Consider the following 17,292-nt stretch of genomic DNA (forward strand, 5'->3'; position numbering starts at 1 on the left):
ATACCGACTGGTTAGTCTGCTCGCGATCCGCATCCGTCCGTCCCCGAAAGGTGCTCCCCGTGAACGCGTACCAGGACCAGCGAGTCGTCGTCACCGGCGCGGGCGGCGGCATCGGCGCCGCCCTCGCCCACCGCTTCGCCGCCGAGGGCGCCACGGTTGTCGTCAACGACCTCGACGCGGCCAAGGCCGCCGCGGTGGCGGGCGCGATCGGCGCCCGCGCGATCCCCGTCGCCGGAGACGCGTCGGCGATCGTGGCCGAGGCCCGGGAGGCCCTCGGCGGCGGGATCGACGTCTACTGCGCCAACGCCGGACTGGCCTCCGGCGGCGACGCGTTCGCCGACGAGGCCGTCTGGGAGGCGGCCTGGAACACCAATGTCATGGCCCACGTCCGCGCGGCCCGGCTGCTCCTGCCGGACTGGCTGGAGCGGGGGAGCGGCCGCTTCGTGTCCACCGTCTCCGCCGCCGGACTGCTGACCATGATCGGGGCGGCGCCGTACAGTGTCACCAAGCACGGGGCGCTCGCCTTCGCCGAATGGCTCTCGCTGACCTACCGCCACCGCGGTGTCCAGGTCCACGCCATCTGTCCGCAGGGGGTGCGCACCGACATGCTGACGGCCGCGGGCTCGGCGGGTGAGCTCGTCCTCGCGCCGACCGCGATCGAGCCGGAAGCGGTCGCTGACGCACTGTTCGACGGCATGGAGAAGGGCCGGTTCTTGATCCTCCCGCACCCCGAGGTCGCGGACTTCTACGCCGCCCGCGCCACCGACCCGGACCGCTGGCTCAGCGGCATGAACCACCTTCAGCGGAAATGGGAGACCCGGTGAGCTCCCCGTACGCCGCCAGGCCGTGGCTCGGGCTGCTCAGCCCGGCCCAGCGGGCGCCCGTCACCCCGGCCCCGACCGTGCTGCACGCCTTCCGCGAGGCCGTGGCCCGGGCCCCCGAGCGGACCGCGCTCGCCTACTTCGACGGCCGCACCGGCTACGCCGAGGCCGACGCGCTCTCCGACTCGGTCGCCGGCCACCTCGCGGCGCGGGGCATCGGCCGCGGGGACCGGGTCGCCGTCATGCTGCAGAACACCCCGCACTTCGTGCTGGCCGTCCTCGCCGCCTGGAAGGCCGGGGCCGTCGTCGTCCCGCTCAACCCCATGTACAAGGCCGGCGAGGTAGGGCACATCCTGCGCGACTCCGGGGCCGCCGCGCTGGTCTGCGACGGCCGCGCGTGGGCGGCGTACCTGCGCGAGGCCGCGCGCGGTACGGACGTGCGCGTCGCCCTGACCGCCCGCGACCGGGATTTCCAGACGCGCGACGACGCGCGGCTCTTCGCCCCGGCGGCCGTACCGCATCCGCGCCGAGCCCCGGAGTCCGCGCCGCACCCCGCCCCGGACCCCGCCCCGGACCCCGCGCCGGACCCCGCGGCCGGGCCGGCGGCTCCGCAGGCCGCCGACCTCACGACCGTGGCCCGCCAGGGCCACCCCGCGCCGGACGACCCGCACCTCACCGCCGCCGACACCGCCCTCATCAGCTACACCTCCGGCACCAGCGGCACCCCCAAGGGCGCCATGAACCCGCACGGCGCGCTCACGTACAACGCCGTCCGCCAGGTCACCGCCCACCCCCTCCCCGAGGGCGCCGCCTACTTCGCCCTCGCGCCCCTCTTCCACATCACCGGCATGGTCTGCGAGCTCGCGGCCTGCTTCGTCAACGCCGGCACCCTCGTCCTCGCCCACCGCTTCGACGCCGCGGTCGTGCTCGACGCCTTCCTGGAGCACCGCCCCGCCTACACCGTGGGCCCGGCCACCGCCTTCATGGCCCTGGCCGCCCACCCGGACGTCACCCGGGACCACTTCGCCTCGTTCCAGGTGATCTCCTCCGGCGGAGCCCCGCTGCCGCCCGCGCTCGTCGAGCGGCTGCGCGGCGCCTTCGGCTTCTACCTGCGCAACGGCTACGGCCTCACCGAGTGCACCGCCCCCTGCGCCTCCGTCCCCCCGCACCTCGAAGCCCCCGTCGACCCGGCCTCCGGCACCCTGTCCGTAGGACTCCCGGGCGCCGAGACCGTCGTACGGATCCTCGACGAGCAGGGCGCCGAGGTCCCCTTCGGCGAGACCGGCGAGATAGCCGTCCGCGGCCCCCAGGTCGTGCCCGGCTACTGGGGTCTGCCCGCCGATACCGCCAAGGCCTTTCCGGACGGCGAACTGCGCACCGGGGACGTCGGTTTCATGGACGCGGACGGCTGGCTCTACGTCGTCGACCGCAAGAAGGACATGATCAACGCCTCCGGTTTCAAGGTCTGGCCGCGCGAGGTCGAGGACGTGCTCTACACCCACCCGGCGGTCCGCGAGGCGGCCGTGGTCGGCGTCCCCGACCCCTACCGCGGGGAGAGCGTGAAGGCGTACGTCAGCCTCCGCCCCGGCGCCCATGTGGAGCCGGCCGAGCTGTCCGCCTACTGCGCCGAACGCATCGCCGCCTACAAGTACCCCCGCCAGGTGGAGATCCTGCCTGTCCTGCCGAAGACGACCAGTGGCAAGATCCTGCGACGGGAACTGCGCGATCGCGGCTGAAAACAGTCGGATGGTCGTACAGCTGGAATGGGAAGGGAAGGTCGGCGCCATGGCTGCCAGAACCACGGAACCCGAAGGCACGCACGAGGCCCCGGTACCGCAGCGGCTGCTGGCCGTCGCCACCCGGCTGTTCGCCGAGCGCGGCTATGACCGCACGTCGGTGCAGGAGATCGTAGAGGCGGCCGGGGTCACCAAGGGTGCGCTCTACCACTACTTCGGGTCCAAGGACGACCTGCTGCACGAGGTGTACGCGCGGATGCTGCGCCGTCAGCAGCAGCGGCTCGACGCGGTGGCCGGATCCGACGCACCGGTCGAGGACCGGCTGCGGGCGGCCGCCGCCGACGTGGTGGTCACCACCATCGAGAACCTCGACGACGCGATGATCTTCTTCCGGTCGATGCACCAGCTCAGCCCGGAGAAGTTCAAGCAGGTACGGGCGGAGCGCCGGCGCTACCACGAGCGCTTCCGGGCGCTGGTCGAGGAGGGCCAGCGCACCGGAGTGTTCTCCAGCGCCACCCCCGCCGACCTGGTGGTGGACTACCACTTCGGGTCCGTGCACCACCTGTCGACCTGGTACCGCGCGGACGGGCCGCTCACCCCGCAGCAGGTCGCCGATCACCTCGCCGACCTGCTGCTGCGCGCGCTGCGCCCCTAGTCAGCGGCCGGGTCCGCACGGTCCTCGGCTTCAGCCGGCGGGAGGACCGTGCGGGCCCGGGTCTACCCGGGTCTGCTCGGGCACCGCGGCCGTCAGAGGTACTGCTTCAGCTCGCGCCGCGCCAGCGACCGCTGGTGCACCTCGTCCGGCCCGTCGGCCAGCCGCAGCGTCCGTGCCGCGGCCCACAGCTCGGCCAGCGGGAAGTCCTGGCTCACCCCGCCGGCGCCGTGCAGCTGCACCGCGTCGTCCAGGATCCGCACCACCGCACGCGGGGTCGCGATCTTGATCGCCTGGATCTCGGTGTGCGCCCCCCGGTTCCCGGCCGTGTCCATCAGCCAGGCCGTCTTCAGTACCAGCAGCCGCAACTGCTCCACCGTCACCCGGGCGTCCGCGATCCAGTTCTGTACGACGCCCTGCGCGGCCAGCGGCTTTCCGAAGGCGGTACGGTCCACGGCGCGCCGGCACATCAGCTCGATGGCCCGCTCCGCCATGCCGATCAGCCGCATGCAGTGGTGGATGCGGCCAGGCCCGAGCCGCGCCTGGGCGATGGCGAAGCCGGTGCCCTCCTCGCCGATCAGGTTCGCCGCCGGGACCCGCGCCCCGTCGAAGACCACCTCGGCGTGCCCGCCGTGGTCGTGGTCCTCGTACCCGTACACGGTCATGGCCCGGCGGACCTCGACCCCCGGGGTGTCGCGCGGCACCAGGATCATCGACTGCTGACGGCGCTGATCGGCGCCCTCCGGGTCGGTCTTGCCCATGACGATGAAGATCTTGCAGTCCGGGTTCATCGCCCCGGAGATGAACCACTTGCGCCCGGTGATCACGTACTCGTCACCCGCGCGCTCGATCCGCGTCTCGATGTTGGTGGCGTCCGAGGACGCCACCTCCGGCTCGGTCATCGCGAAGGCGGAACGGATCTCCCCGGCCAGCAGGGGCTCCAGCCACTGCTTCTTGTGCTCCTCGCCGCCGAACTGCGCGAGCAGCTCCATGTTCCCGGTGTCCGGGGCCGCGCAGTTGGTCGCCATCGGTGCCAGGTGCGGGCTGCGGCCGGTGATCTCGGCGAGCGGGGCGTACTGGAGGTTGGTCAGCCCGGCGCCGTACTCGGCATCGGGAAGGAAGAGGTTCCACAGGCCCTGGCGGCGTGCCTCGGCCTTCAGTTCACCGAAGACGGCCGGGGTGTCCCAGGGCGAGGCCAGCCGCGCACGCTGCTCGGCGGCGACGGCCTCCGCCGGGTAGACGTACTCCTCCATGAACGCGAGCAGCCGCTCGCGGAGTTCCTCGGTCCGGGCGTCGAATGCGAAGTCCATGGGATACGTGCCTCAGCCTTCGTGGCGGTTCTGGAATTTGCGGGGTGCCTGGAGGGTGGTCAGACCGTGCTCGATGAAGACCGGGACCAGCTCGCCGATCCGGTCGAAGCCCGCGCCGACGGTCTGCCCGAGCGTGTAGCGGTAGTGGATGCCTTCGAGGATCACCGCGAGCTTGAACCAGGCGAACGCCGTGTACCAGGCGATCGCACCGGTGTCCCGCCCGGACCGGGCCGCGTACCGTTCGACCAGCTCGGCGGGCGTCGGATGCCCCGGAGCCCCGCTGGTGGTGCTGACTGGAGATTCAGTCAGGCCCAGGTCGGAGCTGTACATCACCAGCAGCCCGAGATCGGTCAGCGGATCGCCCAGCGTGGACATCTCCCAGTCCAGTACGGCCCGGATCGTGTCGTCCGGACCGCCGATCAGTACGTTGTCCAGCCGGAAGTCCCCGTGGACCACGGTCGGCGCGGGGGAGTCGGGCAGCGCCCGGCCCAGCGCGCCGTGCAGTTCGTCGATCCCGGCGAGCTCCCGGCCCCGGGAGGCCGCGAGCTGCTTGCCCCAGCGGCGCAGCTGCCGGTCCAGGAAGCCCTCGGGGCGGCCGAAGTCGCCCAGGCCGACGGCCTGCGGGTCCACCGCATGCAGGTCGACCAGCGTGTCCACCAGAGCGAGCACCGCCCGCCGGGTGCGCTCGGGACCGATCGCGGCGAGCTCGCCCGCCGTGCGGTACGGCACCCCCTCCACGTACTCCATCACGTAGAACGGCGCCCCCAGCACGGACTCGTCCTCGCACAGCAGCACCGGCTCGGGCACCGGTACGGCCGTCCCGTGCAGAGCCGCGATCACCCGGTGCTCGCGCCGCATGTCGTGCGCCGTGGCCAGGACGTGGCCGAGCGGGGGGCGGCGCACCACCCAGCGGGCGGAGCCGTCGGTGACCGCGTACGTGAGGTTCGACCGGCCCCCTTCGATCAGCCGGCCGCTCAGCGCCCCGGCCACGAGCCCGGGCCGCGCGGTGTCGAGATGGCCGCGCAGCCGTTCCAGATCGAGGCCTCGCGGATCGTCCGGGGCTGGGGTCATGGGTGGCACCTCCGTACGCAGTTGACGGTGACTGTTGTCCGCAGGCCATCATGCCGACCAGTCGGTATGTAGTCCAGGGTGCGGGCCGAAAGAACTCCTCCCGGGACTCCTCCCGGGATTCTTCCGGCCGCGCCCCGCCGCGCGGGTCCGTATCAGGCGTGGCAGAGGATCGGCGTCCCGCCGTTCATCACGGTCATGTCCTTCAGCACCGCCAGGATGTCCAGCGGAACGCCCTCCGGTTCCCCGGCCAGTTCCGCGTACGCCCGGTGCAGGTTCGCCACCAGCCGTTCGCTCTCCCGCCAGGCCGCGAACTCCCCGAGATCGGCCCGGCGGGCCGTCTCCAGCGGGGTCAGCCCCTCCGCGTGCCCCTCCCGGGCCAGTTCGGCCACGTACCGCAGGTAGCGCCCGGTGGCCTCGTAGGCCGACGCGTCGGTCAGCGGCCCGTGGCCCGGTACGACGGTCTCCGCGTCCAGGGAGCGCAGCAGGTCCAGCGCCCGCAGCGAGCCGGCGAGGGAGCCCATCGCGAGGAACGGGGTGCCCTCGGCGAAGACCAGGTCACCGGTGAACACGACCCGCTGCCGGGGCAGCCACACGATCGAGTCGCCGGTGGTGTGCGCGACGCCCGGGTGGATGACCCGCACCTCCGTCTCGCCGACGTGCAGGGTCATCCGGTCGCTGTAGGTGAGGTCGGGCGCGGTGATGTCTATCGCGCCGAAGTCCGTCGCGGGCCAGATCATCTCCAGCTGGTGCCCGGCGGCGAGCTGTTCGGTCCGCGCGTTGTCGTGCCCGAGGACCAGCGCCTCGGGCGCGAACACGCCGTTGCCGTAGGTGTGGTCGCCGTGGTGGTGGGTGTTCACCACGGTGCGGGGGAGCGGCACCCCGGCCGCCGCGACCGCCTCGCGCAGGGCCAGGGCCCGCCGCTCGGTGGCGGCCGTGTCGATGAGCAGGGTCCGGCCGCCGTCGCTGACGAAGCCGGCGTTGTTGAGGCACCAGCCGCCGTCCGGCTGGACGTAGGCGTACACCCCTGGTGCGGGCTGGACGAGGTACGGCTTGTCGACGGTCATCGGCGCTCTCCCCGGGTCGCTTTGACGGGCGGTCAGCATCCTGCCAGCCGTCGTGGCGCCGGGGGAGGGCGGGAGGGCGGATTTCGCCCCTGCCTGACTTTTCAGTCAGTGGTCGTCGTAGTGCCCGTCGTGCGCGGCGTGCCGGTGTCCGTCGTGCACGTAGTCGATGTGGTCCCCGTGCCGGACCGTCTCGTGCCCGCAGTCCGGGCCGTGCGCGTGGGTGTGGCCGTCGTGGGTGGTGTGTCCTTCGCTCTCGCACTCGTCCCAGTGCCCGGAGTGCTCCCGGTGCAGATGGCCGTCGTGCGCGTAGTCGACGTGGTCGCCGTGCGAGACCGCCTGGTGCCCGCAGTCGGGGCCGTGGGCGTGCGCGTGCGTGGGGTGTTCCAGGTGCTGGGTCGTCATGGGGCCGAGGCTAGTGCGGATCGTCCGGGATCGCCCGTTCTGTCCGGGTGGTGTCCGAGTGGCGTCCGGGTGGCGGACAAGAGGGATCATCCGACCGGCAGTTCAGATGATCACGGCCATCGCGAACGCCGCGAACGCCACCGTGCAGGCCACCACCGCCAGCGCCGCGCGCGGCGCGAGCCCCGGCGGCCGACCGGCCGCCAGCGCCCGGATCCGCCGGTGCGCCACCCACAGGAACGCCAGCCAGACCAGCGCGATCACCGCCGCCCCGGCCACCTCCAGCGGCCTTCCCGACCCGCGCAGGGCCTGCCTCAGCGCCAGCACCGAGACCACCGAGGAGGCCAGCGTCGTACGCCGCCACGCGAGCCGGGTCCGTTCGGGCTGCAGCCCGGCGTCGCGCACCTCACCCTCCCGGGAAGAGCTCACTGCCCCGAGGTCCAGCCCAGCGCCACGACCACGATCATCGCCACCGCGACCAGCCCGACCCCCAAGCTCAGCACCACCGGGAACCGCGACAGCGGCAGATCCTCGCCCCGCCGCATCGCCCGCTCGCACCGCACCCAGTGGTTCACGGCCCGCAGCGCACAGGCCGCCCCCACCGCGAGCAGCGCCAAGGCCATCCCGACCCGCACCCCCCACCGCAGGTCCGGCAGGAACTGGTCGACGGCGAAACCGCCGCCCACCAGGGCCAGCGCGGTCCGGATCCACGCCAGGAAGGTCCGCTCGTTGGCCAGCGAGAAGCGGTAGTCGGGGGTCTCGCCCTCGTCCTGGAGGCCTTGCGGCGCGAACCAGAGGCGTACGTCTTTGACGAAGTCGATCACAGGGGCAATCTACGGCGGAACTCCCGCAGCCGCCGGTACGCCTCCAGCCCGTCCGGCACCCAGGCCCACTCCCCGGCGGCGACGCGCCGGTCCAGCTCCTCCGGCGAGAGGTAGGTGTGCCAGTCCACCTCCGACTCCTGCGGAGCCACCGGCAGCTCGCACCGCACCTCGTGCACGTACGACCACCAGGCCCCGCCCGGGCCCTCGTACAGGAACTTGAACAGCGGCGCCGGCTGCGGCAGCCCGGTGACCCCGAGTTCCTCCTCGGCCTCCCGCAGCGCGGCCCGCGCGTAGCTCTCCCCGGCGCCCAGCACCCCGCCCACGAACATGTCGTAGTGCGAGGGGAACACCAGCTTCGACGCCGTGCGCCGGTGCACGAAGATCCGCCCCCGCGCGTCCGTGGCCTGCACGAACACACAGCGGTGGATCAGCCCCCGCGCGTACACCTCGCCCCGCGGGGCCTGCCCGGTGACCCGGTCGTCCCGGTCCACCACGTCCAGCACTTCATCAGCGGCACTCACACGGTTCATCCAACCACCGCTGTTGACTGGTTACCGCTCCGTAGCCAAGGATCTGCCCCACCACCGACGGAGGACGGGTATACGCATGACGTACGACGCAGACGTGATCGTGATCGGGGCCGGGCTGGCCGGGCTCGCGGCCACCGCCGAACTCGTCGACGCGGGCCGCAAGGTCATCCTGCTCGACCAGGAGCCCGAACAGTCCATCGGCGGCCAGGCCCACTGGTCCTTCGGCGGGCTGTTCCTCGTGGACTCGCCCGAGCAGCGTCGGATGCGGATCAAGGACAGTCACGAGCTCGCCCTCCAGGACTGGCTGGGCACCGCCGGGTTCGACCGCGCGGAGGACGGCTGGCCGCGCCGCTGGGCGGAGGCCTACGTGGACTTCGCCGCGGGCGAGAAGCGCCCCTGGCTGCACGCGCAGGGCGTCCGCTTCTTCCCGGTGGTCGGCTGGGCGGAGCGCGGCGGCTACGACGCGGAGGGCCACGGCAACTCCGTCCCCCGCTTCCACATCACCTGGGGCACCGGCCCCGGCCTGGTCGAACCCTTCGAGCGCCGGGTCCGGGCCGGCGTGGCCCGCGGCCTGGTCCAGCTGAGGTTCCGGCACCGGGTGACCGGGCTCTCCCGCACCGCGGGCGCGGTCGACACAGTGACGGGCGAGATCCTGGAGCCCTCCGGCGCCGTACGGGGCAGCGCGAGCAGCCGCGAGACCACCGGGTCCTTCTCCCTCCGGGCCCAGGCCGTGATCGTGACCAGCGGCGGCATCGGCGGCAACCACGACCTCGTACGCGAGCAGTGGCCCGCCCGGCTCGGCACCCCGCCCGAGCGGATGCTGTCCGGGGTCCCCGCGCACGTGGACGGCCTGATGCTCGGGATCGCCGAGGAAGCGGGCGCCAGCCACATCAACAAGGACCGGATGTGGCACTACACCGAGGGCATCGCGAACTGGGACCCGGTCTGGTCCAAGCACGGCATCCGCATCCTGCCCGGCCCCTCCTCGCTGTGGCTGGACGCGACGGGCCGGCGGCTGCCCGTACCGCTCTTCCCGGGCTTCGACACCCTCGGCACGCTCGACCACATCATGAAGACCGGCCACGACCACACCTGGTTCGTCCTCAACCAGCGCATCATCGGCAAGGAGTTCGCCCTCTCCGGCTCCGAACAGAACCCGGACCTCACCGGCAAGTCGGTCCGCGACGTCATCAACCGCGCGCGCCAGGCCGTACCCGCACCGGTCAAGGCCTTCATGGACAACGGCGTGGACTTCGTCGTCGAGCGCGACCTGTCCGCCCTGGTGCGCGGGATGAACGCCGTCACCAAGGAGGACCTGATCGACGAGGCCGAACTGCGCCGCGTGATCACCTCCCGGGACCGGGAGATCGCCAACCCGTTCAGCAAGGACCTCCAGGTGACGGCCATTCACGGGGCCCGCAAGTACCTCGGCGACAAGCTGATCCGCACCGCCGCGCCGCACCGGATCCTGGATCCCGGGGCCGGACCGCTGATCGCCGTACGGCTGTCGATCCTGACCCGCAAATCCCTGGGCGGCCTGGAGACCGACCTCTCCTCGCGCGTCCTGGCGGCCGACGGCGAGCCGCTGCCCGGCGTCTACGCGGCGGGCGAGGCGGCCGGCTTCGGCGGCGGCGGGGTCCACGGCTACCGGGCCCTGGAGGGCACCTTCCTGGGCGGCTGCATCTTCTCGGGCCGGGCGGCGGGCCGTGCGGCGGCGAAGGCGGTCGGCTGACCCGGCCCAGGCCCGGCCGCAGCCCTGGCCCCCAGCCCCTGCCCCGGCCGCAGGCCCCGGCCCCAGGCCCCCCGAAGGGCCTCAGCCCAGCCGCTCGACGATCCGGAACCGCTCCGCCACCACCGGAGTGTCGTCGTCCACCGTGAACCCCGGATCGCCGAGCTGCTCGCGCTGCTCGGCTCCGTGCCAGAACCTCTCGTGGGAGGAGCGCCATTCGGCCACGGACGCATATCCCTCGCCCTCGGCCAGCGCGTGTCCCAGGTCCACCTCGCCGAGCCGTAGCACCTGTACGCCCGTCACCTCAAGGACGGCCACCGGACACTCGGCGGAATCCAGCAGCGCCGTCCGCCGACCCGCCACGGGCAGTGGTTCGCCCTCCGCCCGGTATGCCGCGAGCAGTGCCGTCGTCGCGGTCTTCGCCCCGCTCAGTACGGCCGCGACCAGCCTGTCGCGCAGCGGTCCGGGGAAGCCCAGCAGGTACGGAGGAAGATCGTCGCAGGTCGTCATGGCCCGAGCCTAGGCGACCGGGACGAAGTCCGCCCCGAACCGGAACAACCACCCCAACTCACACCATCGTCACAGCAGTTGAAACCCGCCACGCAGTGGACTGGACCTTGACTCGGAGCTGTGCGTACCGCTTTGCTGTCAGTGATCACCGGTTCGCTCACCGGCACGATCCGCACACCACCCGGCCGCACCAGCCACGTGCATCATGCACGTTTTCCGGCCACCGCTCACCCCGCACGGCACGACCACCCCGCACCACCAACCAACACCCCTCGTCCGCCCGCGTCCTGGAGGGAAACCCGCGGATGTCCCCGCCTCCGCCGCCCCTCGGCCGCGCCCGCAAGCGGGACGCCCAGCTCTTCGATCCGGCCCTCTGTGACGCCGAACTCGTCGACGTGCGCTCCCAGTTCACCCAGGGCCGCTGGTCCAAGGCCCGGTCCCTCCTCGTCGGCACCGGCGACGACTGGGACCGCCGCGGCCACCGCGTCGTCGTCCTCGCCGAGACCCCGGCGGCCACCGCCTGGGCCCGCGAATGGCTGCTCGCCGAACCCGAGAGCGCCGACGCCGCCACCCTCCTCGCCTGCGCCGCCGTCTTCACCGCCCTGCGCCGCAAGGGCACCCCGGCCGCGGCCGAGGAAGCCTGCCGCCGGGCCGCCGCACTGCACCCCGCCGACCCCACCCCCTGGCTCGGCCTGCTCCTCCTCTCCCGGGCCTTCGGCACCGAGGAGGAGTTCAGCCGCCACTTCGACCAGGTCCGGGCCCGGCACCGCGAGCACCACCACGCCCACCACCTGATGGTCGCCAGACTGGCCGAGCGCACCCCCGCCTCCGGCCACGACCCGCTCCACGAGGTCTACGACTTCGCCGCCTGGGCCGCCGAGGAGTCCCCGGCCGACTCCCCCCTCGCCGTGCTCCCCGTGATCGCGCACGCCGAGCGCTACCGGGTGCTCGCCGCCACGCACGGGCACACCTTCAGCAACGCCGCCCAGCACTGGTCCGGCCGCCGCGCCCGCCAGGTCCTGCGCTCCGCCTTCGACTGGTGGCTGGAGTGGGAGCGCGAGGACCACCCCCGCAACCGCGTCGACCTCAACTTCCTCGCCCACGCCAAGCTCTGCGAGGGCCGCCCCGCCGAGGCCGCCGCCCTGTTCCACCGGATCGGCAGCCACGCCACCCCCGCCCCGTGGTCCTACCCGGACCTCGACCCGCACAAGGCCTTCCTCGCCGCCCGCAGCGCCGCGCTCGGCACCGCCTGACACCCCGGACACAAATCCCGGGACAACCCCCACCCCCAGTGCCTACGAAAGGACGGACCCGCAATGCCGACGGGCAGATCCACCACGCTCCAGGACCCGGCCGAGATCCGCACGTACAAGGGCCAGGACCGGGCCCTGCGCGCCGACCGCCTCGGCACCGCCGGCCTGCTGCTCTCCGTACTCGCCGCCAGCGCGCCCCTGATGGTGGTCGCGGGCGTGATGCCCACCACCTTCGGCGTCATGGGCATCGTCGGCCAGCCGCTGCTCTTCGTCATCCTCGGCATCGTCCTCGCGCTCTTCAGCATCGGCTACGCCGAGATGAGCCGGCACGTCCACAACGCCGGCGCCTTCTACGCCTACATCGCCCGCGGCCTCGGCCCCACCGCCGGCGCCGGTGCCTCGCTCGTCGCGCTCGTCGCCTACAGCGCCATGCAGGTCGGCGTCTACGGCATCCTCGGCTTCGAGATATCCGGCCTCTTCGCCACCTACCTCGAGATCGAACTCGCCTGGTGGATCCCGGCCCTGCTCGCCGTCGCCGCAACCGGCGCCCTCGGCTGGCTCAAGATCGACCTCAACGCCAAGGTCCTCGGCGTGCTCCTCCTCATCGAGTGCGCCCTCGTCGTCGTCTTCGACGTCGCCGCCCTCGGCAAGCCCGGCGCGGAGGGCCTCTCGCTGCACGCCTTCAACCCGGAGACCCTCAGCGGACCCGGCCTCGGCACCGCGCTCTGCTTCTGCATCGCAGCCTTCGTCGGCTTCGAGCAGTCCCCGGTGTACGCCGAGGAGACCAGCAAGCCGCACATCGTCGTCTCCCGGGTGATGTTCCTCGCCGTCGGCTTCGTCGCCCTCTTCTTCGCGCTGAGCGCCTGGGCCCTGACCGTGGCCACGGGCCCCGCCGAGGTCGTCAAGACCTCCGCCGAAGCCGGCCCCGGGCTGCTCTTCCAGCTCACCGAGGCCCGCCTCGGCACCACCTTCACCGACCTCCTGCACGTCCTCTTCGTGACCGGCATGTTCGCGGCCATGCTCAGCTTCCACAACGTGGTCGCCCGCTACGCCTTCGCCATGGGCCGCGAGGGCCTGCTCCCGGCAGCCTTCGGCCGGACCAACGCCGGCACCGGCGCCCCCGCCACCGGCTCCCTCCTCCAGACCGGCATCGCCGCCCTCGTCGTGATCGCCTTCGCCCTCACCGACGACATGCCCGCCGGCGACCCCACCGCCCCCGTGCTCCACCTGTTCACGTGGATGGGCAGCGTCGGCGCCCTCGGCGTGACCCTCCTCATGGCCGCCGCCTCCTTCGCCGTCATCGCCTTCTTCGTCCGCCGCGGCACCGCCGGCGCCCAGGTCTGGCGGCTCGTCGCGGCCGGCGCCGCCGGACTCGCGCTGCTCGCCATCGCCGTCTACACCGTCAAGGACTTCGGCGTCCTGGTCGGCGCCGCGGAGGGCTCCGTGCTCAGCTGGGTCCTGCCGGGCATCATCGGCGCCGCCGTCGTGACCGGCCTGCTCTACGGGGAGTTCCTGCGCCGCAGCCGCCCCGAGGTCCACGCCCGCATCGGCCTGGGCAACGAGGCCTTCCGCCTCGACCAGGCGGCAGAGGCCACCACGGCCGACTGACCTCGCTTTCGAGGCCCTACGAAGCCCCCGACGACCCTTTCCAAGGTCGTCGGGGGCTTCGGTGCTCAGGGGGCCGATTTTGGCGGGTCGCGGAGCCTCATGGTCTATTGGGGCGACAAAAACACCGGATCGCGGCACGGGGGACACCACCCAGCTCCCCCGCGCCGGGGTCCGGACCTGCCTGTCCGACCCCCACGAAGGCGAAGTCATACATGAGTGACCGCACCTTGACCGAGGCTCCCGCCCCGGCGTCTTCCCGCCATGTCGACGCCGGTGACGAGGGCTACAGCAAGGACCTCAAGTCCCGCCACATCAACATGATCGCGATCGGCGGGGCGATAGGCACCGGCCTGTTCCTCGGCGCCGGCGGCCGCCTCGCCGGAGCCGGCCCCTCCCTGGCGATCGCCTACGCGGTGTGCGGCGTCTTCGCCTTCTTCGTCGTCCGGGCCCTCGGCGAGCTCGTGCTCTACCGCCCCTCCTCCGGCGCCTTCGTCTCGTACGCGCGCGAGTTCATGGGGGAGAAGGGCGCCTACACGGCGGGCTGGCTCTACTTCCTCAACTGGTCCACGACCACTGTGGCCGACATCACCGCCGCCGCGACCTACGCCCACTTCTGGTCGCTGTTCACCGACGTCCCCCAGTGGGTCCTCGCCTTCATCGCCCTGGCCGTCGTCCTCACCGCGAACCTGATCTCGGTGAAGTACTTCGGCGAGATGGAGTTCTGGTTCTCCCTGGTCAAGGTCGCCGCCCTGGTGGTCTTCCTGATCGTCGGCATCTGGCTCGTGGCCACCAGCCACGAGATCGGCGGCCACACCCCGGGCCTGTCCACCATCACCGACAACGGCGGCATCTTCCCGTCCGGCGTCCTCCCGATGCTCCTGGTGATCCAGGGCGTGGTCTTCGCGTACGCCTCCGTCGAGCTCTGCGGCGTCGCCGCGGGCGAGACCGAGAACCCCGAGAAGATCATGCCGAAGGCGATCAACTCGATCATGTGGCGCGTGGGCCTCTTCTACGTCGGCTCCGTGGTCCTGCTCGCCCTGCTGCTCCCGTACACGGCGTACTCCTCCGACCAGAGCCCCTTCGTCACCGTCTTCGACAAGCTCGGCGTCCCGGGCGCCGCGGGCATCATGAACCTGGTCGTGCTGACGGCGGCCCTCTCCAGCCTGAACTCCGGCCTCTACTCCACCGGCCGCATCCTGCGCTCGATGTCCCTCTCCGGCTCGGCCCCGAAGTTCACCGGCGTCATGAACAAGGGCAAGGTCCCCTACGGCGGGGTCCTGTTCACCGCCGCCTTCGGCGTCGCGGGCGTCGGCCTGAACTACTTCATGGCGGAGGAGGCCTTCGAGATCGTCCTGAACTTCGCCTCGCTCGGCATCCTCGGCACCTGGGCGATGGTCATGCTGTGCTCGCTCCACTTCTGGCGCCGCGCGAAGCAGGGCCGCGTCGAACGCCCCGCCTACCGCTTGCCCTGGGCCCCGTACACCCAGCTCGTGACCCTGGCCTTCCTCCTCACGGTCCTGGTCCTGATGTGGTGCGACGGCGGCGTGGGCCGTACCACGGTCATGTTCGTCCCGGCCATCGGCGCCGCCCTGGTCGGCGGCTGGTTCCTGGTCCGCCGCCGCGTGGCGGAACTCGCCGCCGCCCGCGACTGACCGTCCCGGCCGCTCACGGGGCCCCCGCGCTCGGGGGCCCCGTGAGCGGTTCCGGCCTTCGCACGCCCGGGACAACGAAAAGGACCCCGCCGAAGCGGGGTCCTTCTTTTGTGTCCGAGGGGGGACTTGAACCCCCACGCCCGATAAAGGGCACTAGCACCTCAAGCTAGCGCGTCTGCCATTCCGCCACCCGGACAAGGTGTCTGTCTCGCGTCCCTCGCGGGCCGTTCCGACGTGGAAAACATTACCAAACATTCCGGGGTCCTCGATCACACCCCCCTGCGGCCGGGGATCGCCCTTGGGCGGAGCGGTCCAGAGCGGGAGGATGGAGGCAGTTCGGTACCGATCAGTGGGAGGAAGCAGCGTGAGCGACTCGAGCGCGGGCAGGACCGTCTCCGGCGAGGACGAGGTCGTCGACCTCTGCCGGGACCTCATCCGGATCGACACCAGCAACTATGGGGACCACTCGGGCCCCGGGGAACGCAAGGCGGCCGAGTGGGTGGCCGAGAAGCTCGCCGAGGTCGGGCTCGAGCCGCAGATCTTCGAGTCGCACAAGGGACGTGCCTCGACCGTGGCGCGGATCGAGGGTGAGGACCCCTCGCGGCCCGCCCTGCTGATCCACGGGCACACCGACGTGGTTCCGGCCAACGCCGCCGACTGGACGTACGACCCCTTCGCGGGTGAGATCGCCGACGGCTGCGTGTGGGGCCGCGGCGCCGTCGACATGAAGGACATGGACGCGATGACGCTGGCCGTCGTACGCGACCGGATGCGCAGCGGCCGCAAGCCCCCGCGCGACATCGTGCTGGCCTTCCTCGCGGACGAGGAGGCCGGCGGCACCTACGGGGCACGGCACCTCGTAGACAAGCACCCGGGTCTCTTCGAAGGCGTCACCGAGGCCATCGGCGAGGTCGGCGGCTTCTCCTTCACCGTGAACGAGAACCTGCGGCTCTACCTGGTGGAGACCGCCCAGAAGGGCATGCACTGGATGCGGCTCACGGTGGACGGCACTGCGGGCCACGGCTCCATGACCAACAACGACAACGCCATCACGGAGCTGTGCGAGGCCGTGGGGCGGCTCGGTCGCCACCAGTGGCCGGTGCGCGTGACCAAGACCGTACGCCACTTCCTGGACGAGCTCTCGGACGCGCTCGGCACCCCGCTGGACCCGGACAACATGGACGAGACCCTCGCCAAGCTCGGCGGCATCGCCAAGATGGTCGGCGCGACGCTGCGCAACTCCGCCGCCCCGACGATGCTCGGCGCCGGCTACAAGGTCAACGTCATTCCCGGCCAGGCGACGGCCCACGTCGACGGCCGCTTCCTGCCGGGCTACGAGGACGAGTTCTTCGCCGACCTCGACCGCATCCTCGGCCCCCGCGTCAAGCGGGAGGACGTGCACGGGGACAAGGCGCTGGAGACGGACTTCGACGGCCGCCTGGTCGACGCGATGCAGGGCGCCCTGAAGGCCGAGGACCCGATCGCGCGGGCCGTCCCGTACATGCTCTCGGGCGGCACGGACGCCAAGTCCTTCGACGACCTCGGCATCCGCTGCTTCGGCTTCGCGCCGCTGCAGCTGCCGCCGGAGCTGGACTTCGCCGGGATGTTCCACGGCGTGGACGAGCGGGTGCCGGTCGACGGGCTGAAGTTCGGCGTGCGCGTTCTCGACCGATTCATCGACAACGCCTGAGATTCGCAGAGGTGTGCGCAAACCACTGAGAAGAGTGAATGCACTCATACGCTCGTAGCCCTGGTGATCCCTCCTCGTTACAGGTGGTGCGGTCCGCGGCTGGGACCGCATATGCCTACTAGGAGGAACAATGATCAAGAAGGTTGTCGCCGCTGCGGCTGCCACTGGTGGCCTGGTTCTCGCGGGTGCGGGTCTGGCTCACGCCGACGCCGGTGCCCAGGGTGCGGCCATCGGCTCCCCCGGTGTCCTGTCCGGCAACGTGGTCCAGGTGCCCGTTCACATCCCCGTGAACGTTTGCGGTAACACCGTGAACATCATCGGCCTGCTGAACCCGGCCTTCGGCAACACCTGCGTCAACGCCTGACGCGTCTGACGTCTTAGGCCCCGGAGCGCATCCCAGCGCTCCGGGGCCGCTGGGCTTTCCGGCCCGATCGATCATCTTC

The 17,292-nt window shown here is 71.9% G+C and carries 17 protein-coding genes and 1 tRNA gene; 9 read left to right on the plus strand and 9 right to left on the minus strand.

The window, feature by feature from the left end; translation table 11 throughout:
* The first annotated feature begins 50 nt into the window (after positions 1-50).
* Genes OHA89_RS28810 through OHA89_RS28820 form a run of 3 tightly spaced genes read left to right on the plus strand, consistent with a single transcriptional unit; the run spans position 51 to position 3,212 of the window.
* Positions 51-824 carry an SDR family oxidoreductase gene (locus OHA89_RS28810; protein WP_266610603.1) on the plus strand — a complete coding sequence of 258 codons (774 nt, stop codon included), beginning with the start codon at positions 51-53 and terminating at the stop codon, positions 822-824.
* On the plus strand, positions 809-2,557 hold the full coding sequence (locus OHA89_RS28815; protein WP_266610604.1) for a class I adenylate-forming enzyme family protein: 1,749 nt from the start codon (positions 809-811) through the stop codon (positions 2,555-2,557). Before OHA89_RS28810 ends, OHA89_RS28815 begins: the two co-directional genes overlap by 16 nt.
* 49 nt (positions 2,558-2,606) lie before the next feature.
* Positions 2,607-3,212 carry a TetR/AcrR family transcriptional regulator gene (locus tag OHA89_RS28820; RefSeq protein ID WP_257556999.1) on the plus strand — a complete coding sequence of 202 codons (606 nt, stop codon included), beginning with the start codon at positions 2,607-2,609 and terminating at the stop codon, positions 3,210-3,212.
* 92 nt (positions 3,213-3,304) lie between these two features.
* Here OHA89_RS28820 and OHA89_RS28825 read toward each other — a convergent pair whose 3' ends face one another.
* The 7 genes from OHA89_RS28825 to OHA89_RS28855 all read right to left on the minus strand — a co-directional run bounded on the left by OHA89_RS28825 (position 3,305) and on the right by OHA89_RS28855 (position 8,407).
* Positions 3,305-4,519: an acyl-CoA dehydrogenase family protein gene (locus OHA89_RS28825; protein WP_266610605.1), complete on the minus strand. Its 1,215-nt coding sequence runs from the start codon at positions 4,517-4,519 to the stop codon at positions 3,305-3,307.
* 12 nt (positions 4,520-4,531) lie between these two features.
* A complete protein-coding gene (locus OHA89_RS28830) occupies positions 4,532-5,590 on the minus strand; it encodes a phosphotransferase family protein (protein WP_257557003.1) in 1,059 nt (352 codons plus the stop codon).
* 152 nt (positions 5,591-5,742) lie between these two features.
* Positions 5,743-6,654 (minus strand): MBL fold metallo-hydrolase, encoded by a 912-nt coding sequence (locus OHA89_RS28835; protein WP_406367428.1) that lies wholly within the window; start codon positions 6,652-6,654, stop codon positions 5,743-5,745.
* Between the two features lie 105 nt (positions 6,655-6,759).
* Positions 6,760-7,056: a hypothetical protein gene (locus tag OHA89_RS28840; RefSeq protein ID WP_266610609.1), complete on the minus strand. Its 297-nt coding sequence runs from the start codon at positions 7,054-7,056 to the stop codon at positions 6,760-6,762.
* Positions 7,057-7,158: 102 nt separating this feature from the next.
* Positions 7,159-7,482 (minus strand): DUF202 domain-containing protein, encoded by a 324-nt coding sequence (locus OHA89_RS28845; RefSeq protein WP_406367429.1) that lies wholly within the window; start codon positions 7,480-7,482, stop codon positions 7,159-7,161.
* The gene (locus OHA89_RS28850) at positions 7,479-7,877 is read right to left on the minus strand and encodes a YidH family protein (protein WP_215141408.1); all 399 of its coding nucleotides are present in this window, start codon (positions 7,875-7,877) and stop codon (positions 7,479-7,481) included. Before OHA89_RS28850 ends, OHA89_RS28845 begins: the two co-directional genes overlap by 4 nt.
* Positions 7,874-8,407: an NUDIX hydrolase gene (locus OHA89_RS28855; protein ID WP_406367430.1), complete on the minus strand. Its 534-nt coding sequence runs from the start codon at positions 8,405-8,407 to the stop codon at positions 7,874-7,876. The genes OHA89_RS28850 and OHA89_RS28855 overlap by 4 nt, the downstream gene beginning before the upstream one ends.
* A 76-nt stretch (positions 8,408-8,483) precedes the next feature.
* Here OHA89_RS28855 and OHA89_RS28860 point away from each other — a divergent pair, with 76 nt between their 5' ends.
* Positions 8,484-10,139: an FAD-binding dehydrogenase gene (locus OHA89_RS28860; protein ID WP_406367431.1), complete on the plus strand. Its 1,656-nt coding sequence runs from the start codon at positions 8,484-8,486 to the stop codon at positions 10,137-10,139.
* Between the two features lie 81 nt (positions 10,140-10,220).
* On the opposite strand, the gene OHA89_RS28865 is transcribed toward OHA89_RS28860, so the two are convergent.
* A complete protein-coding gene (locus OHA89_RS28865; RefSeq protein ID WP_266610614.1) occupies positions 10,221-10,646 on the minus strand; it encodes an ASCH domain-containing protein in 426 nt (141 codons plus the stop codon).
* A 305-nt stretch (positions 10,647-10,951) separates the two neighbouring features.
* Here OHA89_RS28865 and OHA89_RS28870 point away from each other — a divergent pair, with 305 nt between their 5' ends.
* The 3 genes from OHA89_RS28870 to OHA89_RS28880 all read left to right on the plus strand — a co-directional run bounded on the left by OHA89_RS28870 (position 10,952) and on the right by OHA89_RS28880 (position 15,159).
* The gene (locus OHA89_RS28870) at positions 10,952-11,899 is read left to right on the plus strand and encodes a hypothetical protein (RefSeq protein ID WP_257557008.1); all 948 of its coding nucleotides are present in this window, start codon (positions 10,952-10,954) and stop codon (positions 11,897-11,899) included.
* A gap of 63 nt (positions 11,900-11,962) precedes the next feature.
* Positions 11,963-13,507 carry an APC family permease gene (locus OHA89_RS28875; RefSeq protein WP_266610615.1) on the plus strand — a complete coding sequence of 515 codons (1,545 nt, stop codon included), beginning with the start codon at positions 11,963-11,965 and terminating at the stop codon, positions 13,505-13,507.
* Between the two features lie 212 nt (positions 13,508-13,719).
* Positions 13,720-15,159 carry an amino acid permease gene (locus tag OHA89_RS28880; RefSeq protein ID WP_266945592.1) on the plus strand — a complete coding sequence of 480 codons (1,440 nt, stop codon included), beginning with the start codon at positions 13,720-13,722 and terminating at the stop codon, positions 15,157-15,159.
* A gap of 111 nt (positions 15,160-15,270) precedes the next feature.
* On the opposite strand, the gene OHA89_RS28885 is transcribed toward OHA89_RS28880, so the two are convergent.
* Positions 15,271-15,355: transfer RNA gene (locus OHA89_RS28885), tRNA-Leu, on the minus strand.
* 168 nt (positions 15,356-15,523) lie between these two features.
* On the opposite strand from OHA89_RS28885, the gene OHA89_RS28890 reads away from it, so the two are divergent.
* Together OHA89_RS28890 and OHA89_RS28895 are read left to right on the plus strand one after the other, a co-directional pair.
* Complete coding sequence (locus tag OHA89_RS28890) at positions 15,524-16,849, plus strand: M20/M25/M40 family metallo-hydrolase (RefSeq protein WP_215141395.1); 1,326 nt, start codon at positions 15,524-15,526, stop codon at positions 16,847-16,849.
* A gap of 130 nt (positions 16,850-16,979) precedes the next feature.
* On the plus strand, positions 16,980-17,213 hold the full coding sequence (locus OHA89_RS28895) for a chaplin (protein ID WP_215141393.1): 234 nt from the start codon (positions 16,980-16,982) through the stop codon (positions 17,211-17,213).
* Positions 17,214-17,292 lie beyond the last annotated feature (79 nt).

The organism is Streptomyces sp. NBC_01546 (genome assembly GCF_045208355.1).
Classification (GTDB): Bacteria; Actinomycetota; Actinomycetes; order Streptomycetales; family Streptomycetaceae; genus Streptomyces.

Coding starts and splice junctions, on each gene's coding strand:
- OHA89_RS28815 (WP_266610604.1), top strand. CDS start 809: ATGGGAGACCCGGTGAGCTCCCCGTACGCCGCCAGGCCGTGGCTCGGG.
- OHA89_RS28820 (WP_257556999.1), top strand. CDS start 2,607: ATGGCTGCCAGAACCACGGAACCCGAAGGCACGCACGAGGCCCCGGTA.
- OHA89_RS28825 (WP_266610605.1), bottom strand. CDS start 4,519: ATGGACTTCGCATTCGACGCCCGGACCGAGGAACTCCGCGAGCGGCTG.
- OHA89_RS28830 (WP_257557003.1), bottom strand. CDS start 5,590: ATGACCCCAGCCCCGGACGATCCGCGAGGCCTCGATCTGGAACGGCTG.
- OHA89_RS28835 (WP_406367428.1), bottom strand. CDS start 6,654: ATGACCGTCGACAAGCCGTACCTCGTCCAGCCCGCACCAGGGGTGTAC.
- OHA89_RS28840 (WP_266610609.1), bottom strand. CDS start 7,056: ATGACGACCCAGCACCTGGAACACCCCACGCACGCGCACGCCCACGGC.
- OHA89_RS28855 (WP_406367430.1), bottom strand. CDS start 8,407: ATGAACCGTGTGAGTGCCGCTGATGAAGTGCTGGACGTGGTGGACCGG.
- OHA89_RS28860 (WP_406367431.1), top strand. CDS start 8,484: ATGACGTACGACGCAGACGTGATCGTGATCGGGGCCGGGCTGGCCGGG.
- OHA89_RS28865 (WP_266610614.1), bottom strand. CDS start 10,646: ATGACGACCTGCGACGATCTTCCTCCGTACCTGCTGGGCTTCCCCGGA.
- OHA89_RS28870 (WP_257557008.1), top strand. CDS start 10,952: ATGTCCCCGCCTCCGCCGCCCCTCGGCCGCGCCCGCAAGCGGGACGCC.
- OHA89_RS28875 (WP_266610615.1), top strand. CDS start 11,963: ATGCCGACGGGCAGATCCACCACGCTCCAGGACCCGGCCGAGATCCGC.
- OHA89_RS28880 (WP_266945592.1), top strand. CDS start 13,720: ATGAGTGACCGCACCTTGACCGAGGCTCCCGCCCCGGCGTCTTCCCGC.
- OHA89_RS28895 (WP_215141393.1), top strand. CDS start 16,980: ATGATCAAGAAGGTTGTCGCCGCTGCGGCTGCCACTGGTGGCCTGGTT.